Source organism: Aurantibrevibacter litoralis (assembly GCF_034651555.1).
GTDB lineage: Bacteria > Bacteroidota > Bacteroidia > Flavobacteriales > Flavobacteriaceae > Aurantibrevibacter > Aurantibrevibacter litoralis.
Genome location: NZ_JAYEEQ010000002.1, coordinates 300,945 through 320,101 on the forward strand (window position 1 = coordinate 300,945; position 19,157 = coordinate 320,101).

At 40.2% G+C, this 19,157-nt stretch carries 15 protein-coding genes; 3 read left to right on the forward strand and 12 right to left on the reverse strand.

From position 1 onward, the window contains the following. Positions 1–202: 202 nt before the first annotated feature. Entirely contained in the window at positions 203–1,129 is a 927-nt protein-coding gene (gene mdh, locus U1E44_RS03365; protein WP_322929632.1) for a malate dehydrogenase, read from the reverse strand. A gap of 269 nt (positions 1,130–1,398) precedes the next feature. On the opposite strand from mdh, the gene U1E44_RS03370 reads away from it, so the two are divergent. Continuing rightward, positions 1,399–1,770 carry a hypothetical protein gene (locus U1E44_RS03370; RefSeq protein WP_322929633.1) on the forward strand — a complete coding sequence of 124 codons (372 nt, stop codon included), beginning with the start codon at positions 1,399–1,401 and terminating at the stop codon, positions 1,768–1,770. An 84-nt stretch (positions 1,771–1,854) separates the two neighbouring features. Here the strand turns inward: U1E44_RS03370 and U1E44_RS03375 are convergent, their stop codons facing one another. After that, positions 1,855–2,373, reverse strand: coding sequence for a hypothetical protein (locus U1E44_RS03375; RefSeq protein WP_322929634.1), 519 nt, complete (start codon positions 2,371–2,373; stop codon positions 1,855–1,857). A gap of 246 nt (positions 2,374–2,619) precedes the next feature. Continuing rightward, on the reverse strand, positions 2,620–3,099 hold the full coding sequence (locus U1E44_RS03380) for an Hsp20/alpha crystallin family protein (protein WP_322929635.1): 480 nt from the start codon (positions 3,097–3,099) through the stop codon (positions 2,620–2,622). Positions 3,100–3,396: 297 nt separating this feature from the next. Between U1E44_RS03380 and U1E44_RS03385 the strand changes: the two genes are divergently transcribed. Next, entirely contained in the window at positions 3,397–3,546 is a 150-nt protein-coding gene (locus U1E44_RS03385; protein ID WP_322929636.1) for a hypothetical protein, read from the forward strand. Between the two features lie 254 nt (positions 3,547–3,800). On the opposite strand, the gene U1E44_RS03390 is transcribed toward U1E44_RS03385, so the two are convergent. The 3 genes from U1E44_RS03390 to asnB all read right to left on the reverse strand — a co-directional run bounded on the left by U1E44_RS03390 (position 3,801) and on the right by asnB (position 8,892). Beyond that, entirely contained in the window at positions 3,801–4,817 is a 1,017-nt protein-coding gene (locus tag U1E44_RS03390; protein WP_322929637.1) for a DUF6588 family protein, read from the reverse strand. Positions 4,818–4,891: 74 nt separating this feature from the next. Continuing rightward, the gene (gyrB, locus tag U1E44_RS03395) at positions 4,892–6,835 is read right to left on the reverse strand and encodes a DNA topoisomerase (ATP-hydrolyzing) subunit B (protein ID WP_322929638.1); all 1,944 of its coding nucleotides are present in this window, start codon (positions 6,833–6,835) and stop codon (positions 4,892–4,894) included. Positions 6,836–7,221: 386 nt separating this feature from the next. Further along, a complete protein-coding gene (gene asnB / locus U1E44_RS03400) occupies positions 7,222–8,892 on the reverse strand; it encodes an asparagine synthase B (RefSeq protein ID WP_322929639.1) in 1,671 nt (556 codons plus the stop codon). A 253-nt stretch (positions 8,893–9,145) separates the two neighbouring features. On the opposite strand from asnB, the gene U1E44_RS03405 reads away from it, so the two are divergent. Further along, a complete protein-coding gene (locus U1E44_RS03405; protein WP_322929640.1) occupies positions 9,146–9,688 on the forward strand; it encodes a DUF2911 domain-containing protein in 543 nt (180 codons plus the stop codon). 258 nt (positions 9,689–9,946) lie between these two features. Here U1E44_RS03405 and U1E44_RS03410 read toward each other — a convergent pair whose 3' ends face one another. From U1E44_RS03410 to U1E44_RS03435, 6 genes are all read right to left on the reverse strand, one after another. Continuing rightward, positions 9,947–10,168 (reverse strand): hypothetical protein, encoded by a 222-nt coding sequence (locus U1E44_RS03410; RefSeq protein ID WP_322929641.1) that lies wholly within the window; start codon positions 10,166–10,168, stop codon positions 9,947–9,949. Positions 10,169–10,199: 31 nt separating this feature from the next. Continuing rightward, complete coding sequence (locus tag U1E44_RS03415; RefSeq protein ID WP_322929642.1) at positions 10,200–10,619, reverse strand: hypothetical protein; 420 nt, start codon at positions 10,617–10,619, stop codon at positions 10,200–10,202. A gap of 72 nt (positions 10,620–10,691) precedes the next feature. Continuing rightward, a complete protein-coding gene (locus U1E44_RS03420; protein ID WP_322929643.1) occupies positions 10,692–12,500 on the reverse strand; it encodes a DUF885 domain-containing protein in 1,809 nt (602 codons plus the stop codon). A 227-nt stretch (positions 12,501–12,727) separates the two neighbouring features. Further along, complete coding sequence (locus U1E44_RS03425) at positions 12,728–14,053, reverse strand: MFS transporter (protein ID WP_322929644.1); 1,326 nt, start codon at positions 14,051–14,053, stop codon at positions 12,728–12,730. A gap of 198 nt (positions 14,054–14,251) precedes the next feature. After that, entirely contained in the window at positions 14,252–15,997 is a 1,746-nt protein-coding gene (locus U1E44_RS03430) for a TonB-dependent receptor (RefSeq protein WP_322929645.1), read from the reverse strand. Between the two features lie 24 nt (positions 15,998–16,021). Continuing rightward, on the reverse strand, positions 16,022–19,048 hold the full coding sequence (locus U1E44_RS03435) for a tetratricopeptide repeat protein (RefSeq protein WP_322929646.1): 3,027 nt from the start codon (positions 19,046–19,048) through the stop codon (positions 16,022–16,024). Positions 19,049–19,157 lie beyond the last annotated feature (109 nt).

Below are 19,157 nucleotides of genomic sequence, written 5' to 3' on the forward strand. Positions count from 1 at the left end.
GCTTTTTTTAAACAGCGTGCAAATATATCATTTCCAATAGGAATTGACAATATATTTACAGGTTTTATAAAACCTATAAAAAAGTCTTTCCTGAAGTGAATAACACCACAAAAAAGACTCTTATTTTAAAAACTGAATGCACAAAGACTATAAAGCCTTTCGGAAAAAGGCACTCGTGTTGCATATTTTCCTTTTTCCGAAGCTAGAGCTTTAATAGCCCATTCACATTACGAACACCCGCCTCGCTTTCGGCAAGCTTGGCTTTCTCTGTGGCATCTAAGTCAATTTCTACGATACGTTCTATACCGTTTTTCCCAATAATGGTGGGCACCCCAATACAAATATCCTGCAATCCGTATTCCCCTTCTAAAAAGGCAGAACATGGAAACATTTTCTTTTGATCGCAGGCAATGGCCTGTGCCATGGCAGAAACTGCAGCTCCTGGGGCATACCATGCACTGGTGCCCAAAAGTGCGGTAAGGGTAGCTCCTCCTACTTTGGTTTCTTCCGACACTTTCTCCAAACGATCTGGGGTTAAAAACTCGGACACTTTAATACTATTTCTTGTCGCATGCCGCGTAAGGGGTATCATTCCGGTATCGCTGTGCCCACCGATAACCATACCATCCACATCCGAAATAGGCGCACCCAACGCTTCGGCCAAACGATACTTAAAACGAGCACTGTCCAATGCGCCTCCCATACCGATGATTCTGTTCTTGGGCAAATCGGTACTCTTGTGCGCCAAATACGTCATGGTATCCATAGGATTGCTTACCACAATAAGGATTACATTAGGCGAATGTTCAATGATACTAGTGGCTACCGATTTTACAATACCGGCATTAATCCCTATAAGTTCTTCTCTTGTCATTCCGGGTTTTCTAGGAATTCCGGAGGTAATTATGGCAATATCGCTATGAGCGGTTTGAGAATAATCATTGGTTATCCCTACAATTTTGGTATCGAAACCGTTCAAGGAAGCGCATTGCATAAGATCCATCGCTTTTCCTTCTGCAACCCCTTCTTTAATATCTAACAAGGCTACTTCTGAAGCAAAATTTTTAATTGCGATGTACTCTGCACAACTTGCCCCTACGGCACCGGCACCTATGATTGTTATTTTCATTGTTTTGATTTTTTAAAAATTGAATTAAAGTCAAAATTACTGAAATAAAACAGAAAACAGGAAGCCTTTTACGACTTTATGCACGACCAACTCTAGGGATATCATTTTTAGCATAAGGTATTCCCCTAGCATTCATTTGTTAAAGAAAAAAGCACTTCAACGAAATAAGTGGGCAGCAGTATGCAACACATCGGATTTTGACAATATCGCGGGTAGGTTCCTCGTTCTTTTTCTAATTAGATCCCAAGTCTATACTAAAACCTATACTCTTGAAAAAAATATGCTCCTTTTTGGCCATAGTCTGTATTATTCTGGTTAGTAACTGTTCTAAAATACCAGAAAATAATGATCCTGTAATCGGAATTTGGATTGATCCGCTATCTGGCACAAGCTTACAAGCCGGGAAAAACACTTCCCGACAGGAATGGATTTTTAACGATGCATATTTGGGTCGTTTTCACAGGTATACCAACAAAGAGCTAAGCCTAAAAACCGACTTTAAATGGACTAAGGAAAAGGATGTGTATCTCATTTCCTATCCTGGTACAGATTTACCGGATCAGCAAGTCATTCTTGAAGACTTAGAAGACGGTACTATCCTTAAAGATCACGATGGCACCGTGGTGGCAGTAAGGCAATAGGCAACTACTTTCAAAAAATTATAAAACTCGCTCCTCTTTTGTAAAGTGCAAATTACCATATAGGTTCCTGTATTTGGCTAGTATCTACTCCTTAATTTTCCTATCTTCTTCCTTTTGAGGTAATGTTTCAGAAAATCCATAGCGCTTCAAAAATTGTTTCTGTAAGGCTTCCATCCGTTCTTGAATTTTATGAATATCCATTACGTCTTGTCCAAAATCACTTTTAAAAAAATTTTCATCAAAAAATCGATTTGAAAAAAGGGAATCTTGATGGAAAAAATCGCCAAATCCTTCCCCTTCAAAATCAAATTGCGAAAAATTTCTTCGCAACTTAGATTGAATAGATTTTAAAATACTATCCCGATCCATAGAGGCCAAATGATCTAAATCTGTTCCTGTTGACCAAGAATATACAGAATCGTATCGCACCATATTTCCGGCTTCATCGTATTCCTTATTTACCTTCCAAGCACCCTTGGGTGCGGCGGAAACAGTACGCTTATGCTCCTTCTCATCAGCTTGGTTCTGCTTTTCTTGGCTGTTACATCCCGTACTTAATAGCAGTGCTGCTAGGTATATTCCAATATTTTTTATCTGTGTCATCGTAATTTAGTTTATCTGTTGAACTAAACCGTTTTTATTTTTTGCGCTAATCGAGTTCACAAATGTATTCCTGTATGGTAATCCGATTGCGCAAATTTGCACCATAAATCCGCACCATCAGAATGATATCTATTGATACTTAATTCATGGTTGTATATCGTTTTACATTTGTAATGCTTCACAACTTAAACAGAAGAAGGCCAGCAAAACCAGCCTTCATACATACCACAATCGCTATACATCCTTTTACGAAATGGTGATGGTTCTGGCAGGTTTTTGAATTGCCTCCTCTTTTTTGGGTAAATGAATACTAAGAATTCCTTGATTGTAAGACGCCTTTATATGCTCTTCCTTTACTGTCTCGGGCAAGGTAAATGACCTTCTAAAAGAGTCGTATCCAAACTCCCTACGAGTGTAGTGATCGTCTTGTTGGTGAGACTGATCTTCCAATTCCCTAGCTATTGAAAGTAGCTGATTATCGATACTAATTTGAAAATCGGATTTCTTACCTCCCGGCACGGCCATATCTACCACATAGGCATCTTTGGTTTCCCTTATATTAACCTTAGGGAGCGTTGGTCCCGAATTAAAATTAGATGTAAATACGGATGGTAAATCCCTATTAAACATTTCATCGATCCAAGAGGACCATGTGGGGAAGCTTAGGCCATTCGAATTGCTGTTTGCCATACTTCCATTTTTTTTGGTTGTTACCAAGGTACTCATAACTAAAAGATTTAAAGGTTAAACAATAATTCAAACATTTAATAGATTGCAGACAAATAAAATACTAAACAGGGCACTTCATGGTTCAGGCCAAAAAATTAAAAATTCGTTAAGAAATAACCGCTTTCAAACTTTAAAATAATGCTAAAAAAAATGTCAAGTTGACATATTTATGGGATAAAAATGACATCTTATCAGCGTTAAAAGCAACATCATATGGGCAGTATTCATAACCATCCACAATGGCGCAAAATTTGTTTTAGAAGATTAGAGTAGTAATGTATTAAACTAAATAGTATGGAAAAATTAGCGATTGCCATAGCTATTTTGACCGTTTTTTATATTGTGTTTTTGTATCTAACTACAAAAACCCTTATTAAGGACGGCATACATGCAAATCAAAAAAGGAATAAAACGGAGGTAGGGTCGTCCGAAAATCGAGGGTAGCTTTGAGTGCGGTTATAAATCGCTTCTAAAAGCCTATAAAAAATGTAATAAATCGATAATAAGGCACTGCCTAGTTGTTTTTATTCCTAGTATTACTCGTCGTGCATTTTGATTCTTTAGTGCTTATTTGATCCTAAAACCATCATTAGTTACTTCGATCCTGAAGGAAGTACTAAAGATTTCTTCGATGTACCTTTTAGGGCAGGGCACAAATTGGAGAAATCAAGCGAAAATAAACAACGGGTGAGTAGTACTTATCGGAATCCAAAATTAAGTCCTACGGAAAGATTATTGAATTCTGCCAAGCTGTAATCGGCATGCAATCGGAAAAAACCAAGTTTCAGTTTTGCCCCTAGGGTTGCCATTACCCCGTTTGCGCTTTCCTCCACGGAAAAAGGATCTTCGTACGTTGTTTCCCGGAAGGGGCCGTCCTGTACTACATAGGTACCCAAAACATCGGTCTTAGAAGTACCGGTCATATATCCTAGTCCACCATAAAAATTAATAATCGGCAATTTGGTAGAAACTACGGCCTGAAAAGTCCATGAGTTCATTGTGGCATCTAATCTTTGGTTTTGACCTACAATAAAATTAGAATTACTAAGGTCGTAGGTGCCGTCTAAACGCGTATATCCTATAAGCCCAGAAATAGCGACCGGAAAGATCCGATTTGCCGGCAGGTGTTTGGTGAATTCGTGCTGTAGGCCTATGCCGAACAGACCTATATCGACCTCATCGGTTTTTATTTTTGGTAAAAATCGCACTTTTACCTCTGTGCCTTTAATAAGACCCACTGAGGCTTGTAAAAATCCGGAAGGGATAAAATTTAAATCCTCGGATGCCAATCCAGTAGGTAATGAAAATTCTTGCCGCGCCGTGAGTCCCGGTGCCACATCACCTTCTACAAACATGCGAATTCCTTCTAAATCTCCCAACGCGGTAGACACGAATTTTGAAGTACTGCCATCGACGAACTGAAGGTTTTGATATTCGGCTGTGTTTAAGAGAAAAACCTTTTTATCTTCTTTATTGTTAAAAGGTGTTATATTTCCTATTATAGCTATTTCAAAGCCTCCCAAAGGCTTGGCTTCTCCGGAATTGTACCATGCGTTCGCCAAATTATACAAGGCACCCTCGGAAATTGGTGCCAAATAATCGTTGGTAAAGCGCTCGGCATCATCCAAGCCTGCCGCTAATAGCTCATTAATATTCGTTTGACCCTGAAGATACCCTCCAAGAAGTAAGAACATGCCAAAAAATACATTTTTCATGGTATACAAAGTTTTTTATAAAACTAAAAAACTCGCAGGGTTAGTGCGAGTTTTTGTTGTGAAAGTCCTATTTCTTATGCATCAATATTGGCATACACCGCATTTTTCTCTATAAAATCGCGCCTTGGTGGCACTTCATCTCCCATTAACATAGAGAAAACCCGATCTGTTTCAACGGCATTTTCAATTTTAATTTGCCGTAAGGTTCTAAATTCCGGATTCATGGTGGTATCCCACAATTGTTCGGCATTCATTTCACCCAAACCTTTGTAGCGCTGAATACCGACCCCACCGCTAAAACTCTCGGCGATTTCATCCCGTTCTTTATCGCTCCACGCATAGCGTTTTTTGGTGCCTTTTTTTACCAAATAAAGCGGTGGCGTGGCAATGTACACGTGTCCTGCCTCTATTAACTCTTTCATAAACCGGAAAAAGAACGTGAGTATTAGGGTTTCAATATGACTGCCATCTACGTCGGCATCACACATAATAACCACCTTGTGATAGCGCAATTTATCCAAATTTAGGGCTTTACTGTCGTCTTCTGTACCAATTGTAACCCCTAATGCGGTATAAATATTCCGAATTTCTTCATTTTCAAAAACCTTGTGCTGCATTGCTTTTTCAACATTAAGGATTTTTCCTCTTAGCGGAAGAATTGCCTGAAAATTACGATCTCGACCCATTTTGGCTGTACCCCCAGCGGAATCGCCCTCTACAAGAAATATCTCACATTTTTGTGGGTCTTGATCCGAGCAATCGGAAAGTTTACCAGGCAATCCGCCGCCACCCATAGGGTTTTTGCGCTGTACCATTTCCCGGGCTTTCGCCGCTGCGTGTCTGGCTTGCGCCGCCAAAATCACTTTTTGCACAATGATTTTTGCATCCTCCGGATTTTCCTCTAAATAATTAGTTAACATCTCGGAAACAGCCTGAGAAACAGCTGCCGAAACTTCTCTGTTGCCCAATTTTGTTTTGGTTTGCCCTTCAAATTGAGGTTCGGCCACTTTAACAGATACTATGGCTGTAAGTCCTTCTCTAAAATCATCTCCGGCCACCTCAAACTTTAGCTTATCGAGCATTCCGGAGGCATCGGCATATTTTTTAAGCGTGGTTGTTAATCCACGACGAAAGCCGGACAAGTGCGTTCCTCCTTCATGAGTATTAATATTGTTTACATAAGAATGAAGATTTTCTGCGTACGAGGTATTGTAGATCATGGCTACTTCTACCGGAATGTCGTTTTTTTCGCCCTCCATAGCAATTACTCCGGCTATAAGCGATTCTCTATTTCCATCTAAAAAGCGTACAAATTCTTTTAACCCTTCTTCAGAATGAAAAGTTTCCGACAGAAAATTTCCTTCCTTATCTACCACCCTTTTGTCGGTTAGTGAGATGGTAATACCTTTGTTCAAAAAGGAGAGCTCGCGCATTCTGTTGGCTAGCGTTTCGTAACTATATTCTACCGTTTGTGTAAAAATAGTTTCGTCCGGAACAAATGTCACTACGGTTCCCCTTTCGGTGGATTCACCAACGCTTTTCACAGGATAACTGGCTTTCCCTCTTTCATATTCCTGTTCCCATATTTTGCCATCTCTATACACGGTAGCCTTTAAATGCTTTGATAACGCATTCACCACCGATACACCCACACCATGAAGTCCGCCCGAAACTTTATAGGAATCCTTATCAAATTTACCCCCTGCACCAATTTTGGTCATAACCACCTCCAATGCAGAAACGCCTTCTTTTTTATGAAGATCTACCGGAATACCCCTTCCGTTATCTTTGGTGGTAATAGAGTTATCTTCATTTATGATCACACTAATGGTATCACAATGACCGCCCATGGCTTCATCGATAGAATTATCCACAACTTCGTAAACCAAATGATGCAGTCCTCGTGTACCTATATCACCAATATACATAGAAGGACGCATCCTCACATGTTCCATTCCTTCTAACGCCTGAATACTGTCTGCGGAGTAATTATTTTTATTTATCGCTTCTTCGCTCATAAGACTATTACATTTTTATTTAATGGTTCTTCGTACGAAAATTGGAGCCATTTAAACTTGAGATTCCCAAAAAAAAGCACTCAAATTTTGTCTGAACACTTTTTTTTGGGAACGACCCAAGAGCTCTTTTTTTGTAATCCTACAAATATAAGCAATCCCCATGATATAAGGGTTTAATGGCTTTTGAATCCGATGAAGTTATCAACAAAAAATGTGGAAAATTAGGGTTGTTGGTCACGACTTGCAAAGGGCTACAAATGTCATACCCTACAACCTTCACATCTTGGTTATTACAAAAAAACCGCCTCAAATTACTGAGACGGCTTCTTTGGTGTACTATCCAAACTAATATACATACACATCGAGGCAAATCAATGGGTATAAAATTACTTCACATAGGCATCGGTATGGACCTTAGACACAGCCCTACCCGATGGATCGTTCATGTTTTTAAACGCTTCATCCCACTCTAACGCAATTTTGGTGCTACAGGCTACGGACGCCTCCTGAGGCACGCAAAGCGCTGCCGCATCGGAGGGAAAGTGAGATTCAAAAATAGAGCGATAATAAAATTCTTCTTTACTTGTTGGCGTTTGTAGCGGAAAACGGAATTTAGCATTGGCCAGTTGTTCGTCTGTAACTTCGGCTTTAACCACTTCTTTTAAGGTATCAATCCAACTGTAGCCTACTCCATCAGAAAACTGTTCTTTCTGACGCCAGGCCACACTAGCAGGTAACAAATCTTCAAAGGCCTTGCGCACCACCCATTTCTCCATACGTTCGCCGTTGATCATTTTATCTTGCGGATTAATGCGCATAGCGACATCCATAAATTCTTTATCCAAAAACGGCACACGCCCTTCGATACCCCAAGCCGCCAAGGATTTGTTAGCGCGCAAACAATCGTACATGTGCAATTTGCTTAGTTTCCGAACGGTTTCTTCATGAAATTCTCTGGCATTGGGAGCCTTATGAAAATACAAATATCCTCCAAAAAGTTCATCGGCTCCTTCGCCTGATAAAACCATTTTGATTCCCATAGATTTAATTACCCGAGCCATTAAATACATGGGTGTTGAGGCTCTTATGGTGGTAATGTCATAGGTTTCTAAATTATAAACTACATCCTTTATAGCATCAAGCCCTTCCTGAATGGTAAATTTAATTTCATGGTGTATGGTGCCAATGTGCGCCGCCACCTTTTGTGCGGCTGCCAAATCGGGCGAACCTTCTAAGCCCACAGAAAAGGAATGCAATTGAGGCCACCACGCATCGGTGGTATCATCGGATTCAATTCGTTTCTGTGCATATTTTTTAGCAATGGCCGAAGTCACCGAAGAATCGAGGCCTCCCGACAGTAGCACACCGTAAGGCACATCGGACATTAACTGCCGATGTACGGCTGCTTCTAATGCTTCCTTTATGGCTGCAATACTGGTTTCATTATCTTTTACGGCATCGTATTCCATCCAATCGCGGGAGTACCATTTTTTTAACTGCCCCTCCTTACTATCTAAATAATGTCCGGGAGGAAAAAGCTCTATTTTAGTACAGGTTCCTTCCAAGGCTTTTAATTCTGAAGCTACATAAAAAGTGCCATTTTTGTCCCATCCCATGTAGAGTGGTATAATGCCCATATGATCACGTGCCACAAAATAAGTGTCCTGCGCTACATCATAGATCGCAAAACCAAAAATGCCGTTCATGTCATCCAAAAAGGCAGCACCTTTTTTCTGATACAAGGCTAAAATAACCTCGCAATCCGATTCGGTCTGAAAATGATATGTTCCTTCAAATTGCTTACGCAGCTCTCTATGGTTGTATATTTCACCATTGGCCGCAAGTACCAAGTTTTTATCGGCACTAAACAATGGTTGCTTTCCCGAAGCAGGGTCAACAATAGCCAACCGTTCGTGGGCTAAGATGGCCTTGTCATTTGCAAATATACCACTCCAATCCGGACCACGATGTCTTACTTTTTTAGACATCTCTAAGAGTTGAGGTCGCAAAACTTCCGTACTTTCTTTTACCTCAAAGGCACACACTATTCCACACATGATTTCTGAATTAATTTCATATTTGCAGCAAAAGTCTAATTAATATTTCTATTATAAAACATAAAACGACAATTAACTACATATTAATATAAAAAAGGAGTATATAATTATAATATGAAACTTAATTTTTTGTTTCTATGACAAAAGAAGTCATTTTGTAAGTTATGTTAATTTTAACGTCTTTTTATGTATGCAAAGCTTAAATCCTTAGTAGCTTTGAAAAAATATACTTAAAACCTGAAAAAAAAGTAAAATGAAAAAATTAGTAGCACTTTGTACTTTGGTTGTTGCACTCGTATGCACTACCGCCGTTTCGGCACAATTTAGTGGATTGGATAATAGCCCGGCAGACATTGCTGCTTATCCCGCAAGCGGACAAGTTCCGAATAAGTTGGTGAAAGTTATTTACAGCAGACCGCAATTAAAAGGACGTTCCTTATCCGAACTGGCACCAAATGGTCAAGTCTGGCGAACCGGAGCCAACGAGGCTTCTGAAATTACCTTTTATAAGGATGTAACCTTTGGAGGAAAATCAATTAAAGCGGGGTCTTATTCCTTGTTTACCATTCCCTCAGAGAAAGAATGGACTGTTATTTTGAACAAAAAACTGAACCAATGGGGTGCCTACTCCTACGATCCTTCTGCGGACGTGGTTCGCGTAACTGCTTCTGTGAGTAAAAACGAAACTCCTATAGAAGCTTTCAGTATCGGATACCAAGAAGTAGACAGTGCCATACATTTGCTTATGGGATGGAGCGATGTTAAAGTTGCCGTACCCATTGTAGCTGCGCTATAATAAAAAAATAAGTATTAATTTATTTTGAAAGCCGAAACGACATAATCCTGTTGTTTCGGCTTTCTTATTTAGGTTTCGTTTTCAAAAACACCTTTTATTCTGTCTATATTGTCATCCATTCTTTTTATTGGCGAAAAGAGATGTTATACTAGGGTTAAATAAGTTCCCATAAACGTATTTTACCCCTTTTTCTGTCCGGATAGATATACCGCAGTTGCTGTTACTTTTGGGATTTCTGCCTCCTCAATTTGCATAATATTAGTGGGCATCTAGCCTATTTTTTGCGTCATACGTTGCCAAAATATCGGCGTTGTTACCCACTGTAACAAATTTACCGTCCTTCACCGCAAAGGCCTCTGCTTTGGAAAAAATGGAATCTACTGTGTAAATATTGGCATTATAAACCACCAAATCTGCCATTAGTTTTGGTTGTTTACAGCCAAAAAGTATAAGTGCAACGGGTAGTAGCAGTTTTTTCATTGGGATACGATACTTTGAGTCTCTTTTGTACCTATTCCGGCATTACAGCACGAACACCTTTAATAGTCATAGTACCCTCAGAAGAAACGCTTTGTCCGGAAAGCGTATCCTTATCTGCTGTTAAGGTCACCGTAACTGTGGTGCCTTCTACAATCACTTTAAAGCTTATTTCGTTATCTTTCACTTGTACATCTTCTCCTTGAATGCTACCCTGATTTAATTGGACCACTACACTGTAACGTCCATCAGATTTATCTATAACCATAACACCCCTACTGTATTCATAAGGAGCGTTGTCTACCGTGTAATTCCAATACCCGATAAGCTCATTTTCATTCGCAACAAAATGCATAGTACTGGTATTATACTGCATGAGATTTGTTGATTTTCGTGCGTTTGCAGCAATGTTTAGCAGCAAAGCAGCACAGATAAAAGTTACGACTGTTTTCATATGTTTGTTTTTATTGTTTTATGGTTTTTATTTGAAAATATCCTTTTTACAGCTATTATTTTTAAAAAACAGCTACTTTAATTTTTGAGAATGAATCCATTGGTCTATTTTCTCTTCCAGAAGGATCAATGGCAAACTTCCGGAATTTAAAACTTGACTATGAAAATCCCGAACATCGAATGCCGTTCCCAATTCCCTTTCTGCCTTGGTTCGAAGTCCTCTGATTTTTAATTGGCCAATTTTATAAGACAATGCCTGACCCGGAGTAGCCATATAACGCTCTATTTCGGCAATAATGCCTTCTTCCGATTCGGCCTCATGATCTAAGGAATATTGGATCGCCTCTTCCCTAGTCCATCCCTTGGCATGCATACCGGTATCGACCACTAAACGTATAGCTCGGTGCATTTCCATGCTCAGCATACCAAAATACTGATAAGGATCCTCATAAAGACCAAGTTCTTTCCCTAAAGATTCGGCATACAAGGCCCATCCTTCTACAAAAACACCCATGCTCTCCGGATGCAAAAATTCGGGTAGTTCTTTATTTTCTTGTTGTAAGGACAATTGGTAATGATGTCCGGGTACAGCTTCGTGAAGAAAAAGTGCCTCATCTTGAAACGTATTGTAGGCGCGCACATTAGGAATTGGCACATAAAAAATACCGGAACGGGAGGCATCTTTAGCACCTGGCACATATTCTGCACTTGCAGAAGCTTCTCGAAACGCCTCCGTACGACGCACCTCGTAATCTGTTTTTGGACGCATCCTAAATACCTCATCCAAGTGTATATCAACACGCCGTCTGATCGTATTAAAATTTTCAATAACTTCCTCCGCTTTGGTATAAGGCATCTGTTCGGGACTGGATCGGATATGGTCAAAAAAGGCTTTAAGCGTGCCGTTAAATCCCAATTGCTGCTTTACCTCTTCCATTTCTTTTGAAATTCGGGCTACTTCCTTTTGGCCTAATTCGTGAATTTCATCCGCCGACAGCGTACTGGTGGTATGTAATCGGATGAGATACTCATAGGTTTTTGTTCCGCCGGGCAATGCGCCTATGCCAGATGTTTCTCGAGAGACGGGAAGATAGGTATGGATCAAAAAATCATTTAATTTAGCATAAGTCGGTATCAATTTATTCGTAATAAAATTACCGTACGCCATGCGCAAACGATCTCGCTCTTCCAAGCTAAAATAGTCGGGCATTACCGTTACCGGTTTATAGAACAAGTGCTCCATAGTAGGCATATGAATAAACTCTTGTAACTGCGGAATCATTTTAAGCACCAGCACTTTAGGCAACACTACCTTCCTATCTATACCTAACTTCATTTTCACAATGCAGGTGTCTAAAAAAATGAGATAATCCTCAAGGCGCTCTAACCAATTATCGTAATCCTGTACTGTGGCAAATGGCTGTATGCTTGTACCTCCAGCCAACTGAGCAACAAATAGATGCAGGGATTGTATCTGTATGAGTGGCATAAGTTCAAAACTGGGTAAATCGTACATGGGAGATGCTATAGTGACCAGCTCGTTGGACAAACCTTCCAACTTAACCTGGCAGTCCCACTGCATAACCCTAAGACTCAACCGTTGCGCCGAAGTGAGCTCCACGGCATCAAAATGAGATAGCTGTTCCAAAAAATAGGTGTACTTTTTTTGAAGAAATTGCTGATAGTCATCTGATATATAATTGGCAATGGTGTCATTATAGGTCGTAAAACCCGCTTTGGTAGCTTCTATGGGATTAATTCCTTTTTTGAAATCATAATATTCCGCAAAAACCCTTTCAATATTCGTAACAGGGGATGAGGTCTGGTCTTTGCAGGATAAAAATCCGAATAGTACCAACGCTATGAGTATTGCTTTCTTCATCTAATGTTTCACGACCTTAGAAAATATAAGATTTATATTGATCATTTCAACCCGTTTCAAGGCATTGACACCTACGTTTTACATCCAAAAGACATATTCATAAGGGCTTCATTGGCCAATGGCATTCTAAATTATAAAATTAAAATGGAATTCAAGAATTCTAGGATACTAAAGTCTCCCCTGAGACGATTTAGCAGCTGTGTTTTGATGTAATGTACACCACATCCCTATTGCGGATTGTTCGCCTTACCTCCACTTATAGCTAGAAACAAAAGAAATACCAGTCCCAGATAGCCAATAAAATGGTAGGTTCCAAAGGTACTGAAACAATAACTAAATAGGGAAGGCGCCAAAGCACTAGACAAAATAAGAAATGACATCACCCTACCTGTTATGGCTCCTAAATGGGTACGACCGTAAAATCGTGGCCATACTATAGCGTTTAGCACAGCAAAAAATCCGCCCATAATACCAAAACCGCCGATAACCATATACATACCAACGGGCACGGAAAGAAATAGGAGACCTAGAGAGGCCATTACACCTCCAAATAGCATTAAATAGAGATATAATTTTAAGGACATATAATCACTAAGGTAATTAAAAATAGACGATATAGTGACCGCAACTACAGAGAATGGCAAGAATACAGAAATCGCATCTGTTTCCGGAAATCCTTCACTACCAAAAATAGAAATGACATGGAAGGTAAAGCCGGTAATAAAAAAACTGTTGAATGAAAGCATAAGGGCATACACCCAAAAAGCTCTTGTGGTTTTGGCCTCCTTCAGGGAGTACTGTTTGGATATCGCTTTAAAATAATTTTTATCTTCCTTGGTGGCGCCATGCGTGATACCATCAGGCAACAAACCATATAGTTCGGGTGCATTTTTATAAAATTGAAAAATAACAACACTGAGAATCACAAGGCCTAGGCCTAAAAATTGCCATGCCCCTTGCCAACTGTATCGTTCTACCAGAAAATATAACCAAAGGGGAGCGGACGAAAATCCGAAAGAAAGTGCCACACTGCTAAACATATTGGCCTTACCCCTATTCTTGTCGAACCAAATCATAATAATGTTTCTGGAAGCCATGGTAAGTACACCTTGACCTGCAAACCGCATCAAAAAAAACAAAAGGGTCAATACCGCAAAGGGCACCACCCATGTTTCCTGCTCTAACCAAATCTGAAAAGTGGCGCTTAATTGCACAGACCACGAACTCAGGTACAATGTAAACGCCAGCACTAAAGTGGCGGCAAAGGCTACATAGCGCGCACCGTATCGATCGAACCACACCCCTGCTCTGCCAATGAACAACGAACTTAAAATAGTACCGATCATGTAGGCGTTGCTAAATTGGTTTCGAGTTAGCCCTAAGGCATCTTTTACGGGATCTGTAAACACAGAAACCCCAATCGTTTGCCCCGGTATGCTTCCCCAAATACCCAAAGTGGCTACCCCTAAAATAACGTAACCATAAAAAAAAGGAAATTTAGCTGGATTTATAAACGAAAATCGATTGAGGTAGGTCATCATTTGAAAACGCAAAAGTACCAATAGCTTTGCTAAATTGCCTCTATAATCTGATTAAATTTTTATGGCCATTCCGATTATGATGGTCCGTGTAGGTTAAGGCTTCCACACGCATTGGTACTCTTTTAATAGCTACTTATACCGACATCAAAAGCCACATCCGCAACGATCCTTCTAAAGCAAACGCTGTTTAAAAGAACGACGATGCACTCGTTAAAAATCGAATTTATGAGTTACCCCACCTAGAATTTGAAAGCCTTGTACCGGATAATTGGCAAAGCGCTCGTAGTTGGTATTGCCTATATTATTGGCCTTGACAAACACCGACCATTGTTCGGTAAGTCTATACCCTGCGTGGGCGTTTGCATCAAAATAGCTATCGAGTGTCACTAAGGTGGCGGGAAAGTCGGATGGAGCCACGTTTTGTATGACCACTGAAGCTAGATCATCTCGTTCACCCACAAAAAATAGATTGGCACCCACAAACCAATTCGCATCAATTTGGTAATCCATAAAAAGAGAAGCCGTCAAATTGGGTAAATTCCATGCCGGATTATCCGTTTCTGTATCGTAATCATACACTTCGGCATTCATTCCCAAAGAGAAATTACGGTTTATAGCTACCGTAAGTTCCCCGAAAATACCTAAGGTTTTTACATCGTCGTAAAACACTTCAAAGGAATTTCCAAAAAAATAACCCTTGGCATCGTTTCGAAATAAATTCTGTGGATTTAGCTTAAACAAAGGTCTCCTATTTTCTGCAGTATAGGATCCTTTGAGGTTATAACTTACGTTGGCGCCCAATTTGCCCTTTACACCAACGTAAGCATTATATTGTGCATCGGTAGGTTGTATCTCTAGGGTTGGCGACACAAACGGATTTTTACCCACAAAATCGTAGTACGAATTTTGACGTAATTCGCCTTGAACTCCACCGTAACCAATGATCGTTTCATCAACCAACCTGTATGAGGCGGTTACCTCCGGATAGATAAAAAAATCGCCATCGCTATTTTCCGCGTCTAAACCGTACACCAAGCCAACGCCCAAATTCAGTGTAAGGTCGTCTTGTAAAATAGTGAAATTAGGATTGATTCCAAACTGTATATGACTGTAATTGATACCGGAAGCATTATCAAAGTTTAGGTTACCATAAGTGAAATCGCCCCCCACATAATCTAATTTGGCTTTCAAAGTGATCATCTCCTGATTTATGGGAAATTCAAAGGTAGTTTTTAGTACCGCTCTGTTTTCTCCCGAATCTGCAGCATCCCAAAACCGCCGTCCAACAATTTCTGCATTTTTAAAAAAAGAATCTTCCAAAACCACGTGCCCCCCGGCTTCTACATTATAATAGTTTTGCCGTTCGTCTATACCGTTTATGATATCATCGCTAAACGCCCCATCCGGAATACCGTACCAATTGTACAGGCGATGCTGAAAACCCAGATGGGCACCCCAATGAAGATCCCTGCTTTTTTTAGCGTATGTCGCATTTAATTTGGTATTATAATATACATTGTCCAGCGCCGTGCCATCGATATCGCCACTGGAAGAATTATGATTTAGACCAATATCTAACGTTTCCTCTCTGCTCAAGGCCCTACTGGTATAAAAATCGGCTAGGGCATTGTTAAAATTTCCCAAGCCCAAGGAAGCATAGGAATTAAACAATTTTTCGGGTGCCGCCTTCTTTACGCCAGTTGCCTTACCCTTGGCCGGGGTAAACGTGGAAGCGACAGGTACGGAGAAAATACTGTAATTAATTTCTTTTTTTTGAAGAACTATAGAATCGTTGAGATTGGGTAGTGAATTAATTTTAAAAGCATCGGAAATTGTGGGAGTATAGGCCTTAGTGACGGTAACGGTCTCGGTTCCCAAATCGTTCTTTTCTTGAGCCGTAGTCCACAGTGCTGCACCAAAAAAAAGTATTATAAATATATAAATATGTTTGTACATAGGTGTTCTTTTGTCGCTTTTATTTTAGTTTTGTTCGGGAGTAACCGACGAATTGCTTTGTGCCTCTTTCGCTTTTATTCGGGCAAGTTCTGCTGAAGCATCATCTACAATCTCCGGATATTGAGTAAAATTGGTCATCACACTTTCTAGGATATACGTGGCCTGAAAAGCATCTCCCAAGGCATAAAAATTCTTAGCCATCAGTACCAAACCTTTTCCACCCCACTCTTTGTAGCCCGCAAAATCCTTGGCTAACTTTTGTACCGAAGTATTGGAAGCTTCATGATTTCCTGCTTTGTTCTTAAAAAAAGCATCGTAGTACCAAGCCTCTGCTGCCAGCGCACCGGAAGCTATTTTAAGCACCTCACTGTAGGCTGTTTTGGCGCGCTGTTCGTTGTTTGTTTTTATAGCCGATCTGGCAATCATGGTATGGGCATCGCTTTTAATCCTGTCGTCTATCTTTGCGGTAGCCAATACTTTTTCGGCATAGGCTATGGTTTGGGTGTAATTCTTTTGCTCGTAAAACCCTTTCATAAGATTGGACTGCGCAAAGGTTATATTTTGCGTAATTTCCGCCCTAGCTTCCAATTCCTTCAAGTACGGTAGGGCTGGGGCATAGTTATTCTGATGGATATAAATTTCACAAATTCGGGTTAGGGCTTGTTCGCTGTGTTCGTTAATACCCCTATCAGCTACCGCTTTGTATAACGGAAGTGCCTTTTCACGCTCACCGGCACCAAAATGCAATTGTGCCAAATTAAAATTTGCCTGTAATACGTGCAAACCATTGGGAAACTGTTTTAGGTAGTCTTCATATCCACGGATAGCCGCAGCCGTCTTTCCTTCTATAAATTGTTTATCGGCAGATTCGAAGGTGGCATTGTCCAGTTCGGCATCAGACACTTCTACAAAATCTAAATTTCGCACCCACTCCGCATACTCGCTTACCCGACCTAAATCCACATAAATTAATTTGGCCGTAGCCACGCCCTGTTTTGCTTCTTGTGAGTTGGGATAATCGCGCACCACCGTTTTAAATTTTGAAAGTGCCTGTTCGCTTCTATTGGCGTTGTAATGCACCAGCCCTTGCCGTAGCATGGCTTGGGGTACCAATGAACTCCCTTTGTAGTTGTTAATCAGCTTCTCGTAGGTCTGCAAGCCTTGGTCTATCGCATTGGTTCTAATCTGCGTATTTCCAAGCTCGAACAAGGCGTCGTCATTTAAAGAAGAATTAGGGTATTTGGCCACAAAAGCGCTTAACTCTTCAATCTTTGTAGCATTCCGATCTACAAAACCGTAACTCAATGCTTTTTGAAAAGTGGCATAATCTTTTTCCGGTCCTTCCAAAGCTAACGCTTTGTTATAGGCTTCCATAGCCGGCCAGTATGCACTTGTCACAAAATAACTATCGCCCAACCGCAGGTAGGCATCGTGTAATTTATCGGTATCCCTGGATGCTGAAGAAGAAAATGCATTAAAATTAGTAATGGCATTATTGTAATCCTTTAATTTGAAGTACGTATAGGCCAAATTGTAATGCAGATCCATGTATTCGGTAGTTGCTTTGGCCGTTAGATTTTGTTGAAATTGAAGATAATCTGCTAATGCATCATTATAGTACCCCATTCGATAGTGTGCTTCCGCCTTCCAATAGCTGGCACGTGCCTTAAAGTGGAGATCCTCTCCGCCACTGTCAATTGATTTTTTGAACAAGCTCACTGCCGCATCATAATTGGTGTCCAAAAATAATTCTACACCCCGGTAAAAGGTCACCTTCTGATAGGTGGTTTTACTGGCAAAATTTCTGTTTTTCTCCAGCAAGGTTATGGCACCCTCAAAATTCTTTGACGTAATATAAGAATCTACCAAAAGCTCCTGAATTTCTGTAGTATACGTGGTATTCGGGTATTTCTGAAGATACGTGGATAACACCTGAGGAACGGGTTCGTAAGCATTGCCTATTTCATAACTCAACCGAGCGTAATTAAGATAGGCATCGGATTGTATTTCCGGAGTAAAATCCATTTGAGAGGCATTGCGAAAGGCATTTAAGGCTTCCTGCTTTTTATCTAGTTTTAAATAACATTCCGCCAAATGGTAATACGCATTTTGAGATACACTGTTGGTGCCTCCAATAATTTTGTTAAACTGCTGAATGGCATTGGCATAATCGCCTTGTTGGTAATAACAGTAGCCTAACAAATAATAATCTGTATTGCTCCATTTTCCCTTTTTACCCTTATATTCTTCTAAGTATGGAATGGCGTTGGCGTATTGCTTTAGATTGAAATAACTTTCGCCTATAATCTTATTTAGTTCAGAAACCTCTTGCCGGTCTGCTTTGGGCAATTGCCTTTTTGCTAAGCTTATGGCTTCTTCAAAATTGCCTAATTTAAAGTTCATATCGGCCTGATAGTACGACAGTTTTTCATTGAGTAAATCCGGATCCGTGATTTGATCGAAGCGTTGGTTGGCCCCCTCATAATCGTCTTGTTGGTAGGCTATATAGCCCAGATAATACTTGGCCTGTGACCCATAGGTTGTAGAATTTGAAACCTGATTAAGGTAGCGTTCTGCTTCTTTTGGCTTGTTTGCCGTGTAAAGTGCATACCCATTATTAAAATTAAAACGCTCTTTCTCCGGACGCGACATCGCACTTTGATCTACCTTGGCATACCACTTTAAGGCATAAGGATACTTTCCGGTATCAAAATAATAATCGGCTACATCTAAAAATGCCGAATTTCTTTTGGTAGATGTGGGGTATTGCGCCACAAAATCTTCCATGGCCTTGTCTGCTCCTAATTGATTAAGTCGTATAGCCGCATTAGCTGCATAATAGGCACTACTAGCTTGGGTCTCCATGTCGAGCGCAGAGGCTTTAACCCTGTTAAAAATAGTTTGCGCTGCCTGGTACTGTTTGTTATGGTACAGTGCCAATGCTTCCTGATATTCTTTTTGATCGTGTGTGTAGATTTTGGATTCTTGCGAAATGCTCATCCAAATCACCCCAAGTAGCAAGGGGAGTACTGTGCTTACTTTTTTAACCATAGTGTTCTAAAACTATTTTCAGTGGTATAACGGTCAATATTACCTCTAAGTATATGACAAAGAAAAAAGATTTTAAGAACCGGAGGGGTATTATTCGGTAGGACTTATT

Bases quoted from the DNA above. Each gene is read 5' to 3' on its own strand.
- mdh (WP_322929632.1), bottom strand. From the start codon at position 1,129: ATGAAAATAACAATCATAGGTGCCGGTGCCGTAGGGGCAAGTTGTGCA.
- U1E44_RS03375 (WP_322929634.1), bottom strand. From the start codon at position 2,373: ATGACACAGATAAAAAATATTGGAATATACCTAGCAGCACTGCTATTA.
- U1E44_RS03380 (WP_322929635.1), bottom strand. From the start codon at position 3,099: ATGAGTACCTTGGTAACAACCAAAAAAAATGGAAGTATGGCAAACAGC.
- U1E44_RS03385 (WP_322929636.1), top strand. From the start codon at position 3,397: ATGGAAAAATTAGCGATTGCCATAGCTATTTTGACCGTTTTTTATATT.
- U1E44_RS03390 (WP_322929637.1), bottom strand. From the start codon at position 4,817: ATGAAAAATGTATTTTTTGGCATGTTCTTACTTCTTGGAGGGTATCTT.
- gyrB (WP_322929638.1), bottom strand. From the start codon at position 6,835: ATGAGCGAAGAAGCGATAAATAAAAATAATTACTCCGCAGACAGTATT.
- asnB (WP_322929639.1), bottom strand. From the start codon at position 8,892: ATGTGTGGAATAGTGTGTGCCTTTGAGGTAAAAGAAAGTACGGAAGTT.
- U1E44_RS03405 (WP_322929640.1), top strand. From the start codon at position 9,146: ATGAAAAAATTAGTAGCACTTTGTACTTTGGTTGTTGCACTCGTATGC.
- U1E44_RS03410 (WP_322929641.1), bottom strand. From the start codon at position 10,168: ATGAAAAAACTGCTACTACCCGTTGCACTTATACTTTTTGGCTGTAAA.
- U1E44_RS03415 (WP_322929642.1), bottom strand. From the start codon at position 10,619: ATGAAAACAGTCGTAACTTTTATCTGTGCTGCTTTGCTGCTAAACATT.
- U1E44_RS03420 (WP_322929643.1), bottom strand. From the start codon at position 12,500: ATGAAGAAAGCAATACTCATAGCGTTGGTACTATTCGGATTTTTATCC.
- U1E44_RS03430 (WP_322929645.1), bottom strand. From the start codon at position 15,997: ATGTACAAACATATTTATATATTTATAATACTTTTTTTTGGTGCAGCA.
- U1E44_RS03435 (WP_322929646.1), bottom strand. From the start codon at position 19,048: ATGGTTAAAAAAGTAAGCACAGTACTCCCCTTGCTACTTGGGGTGATT.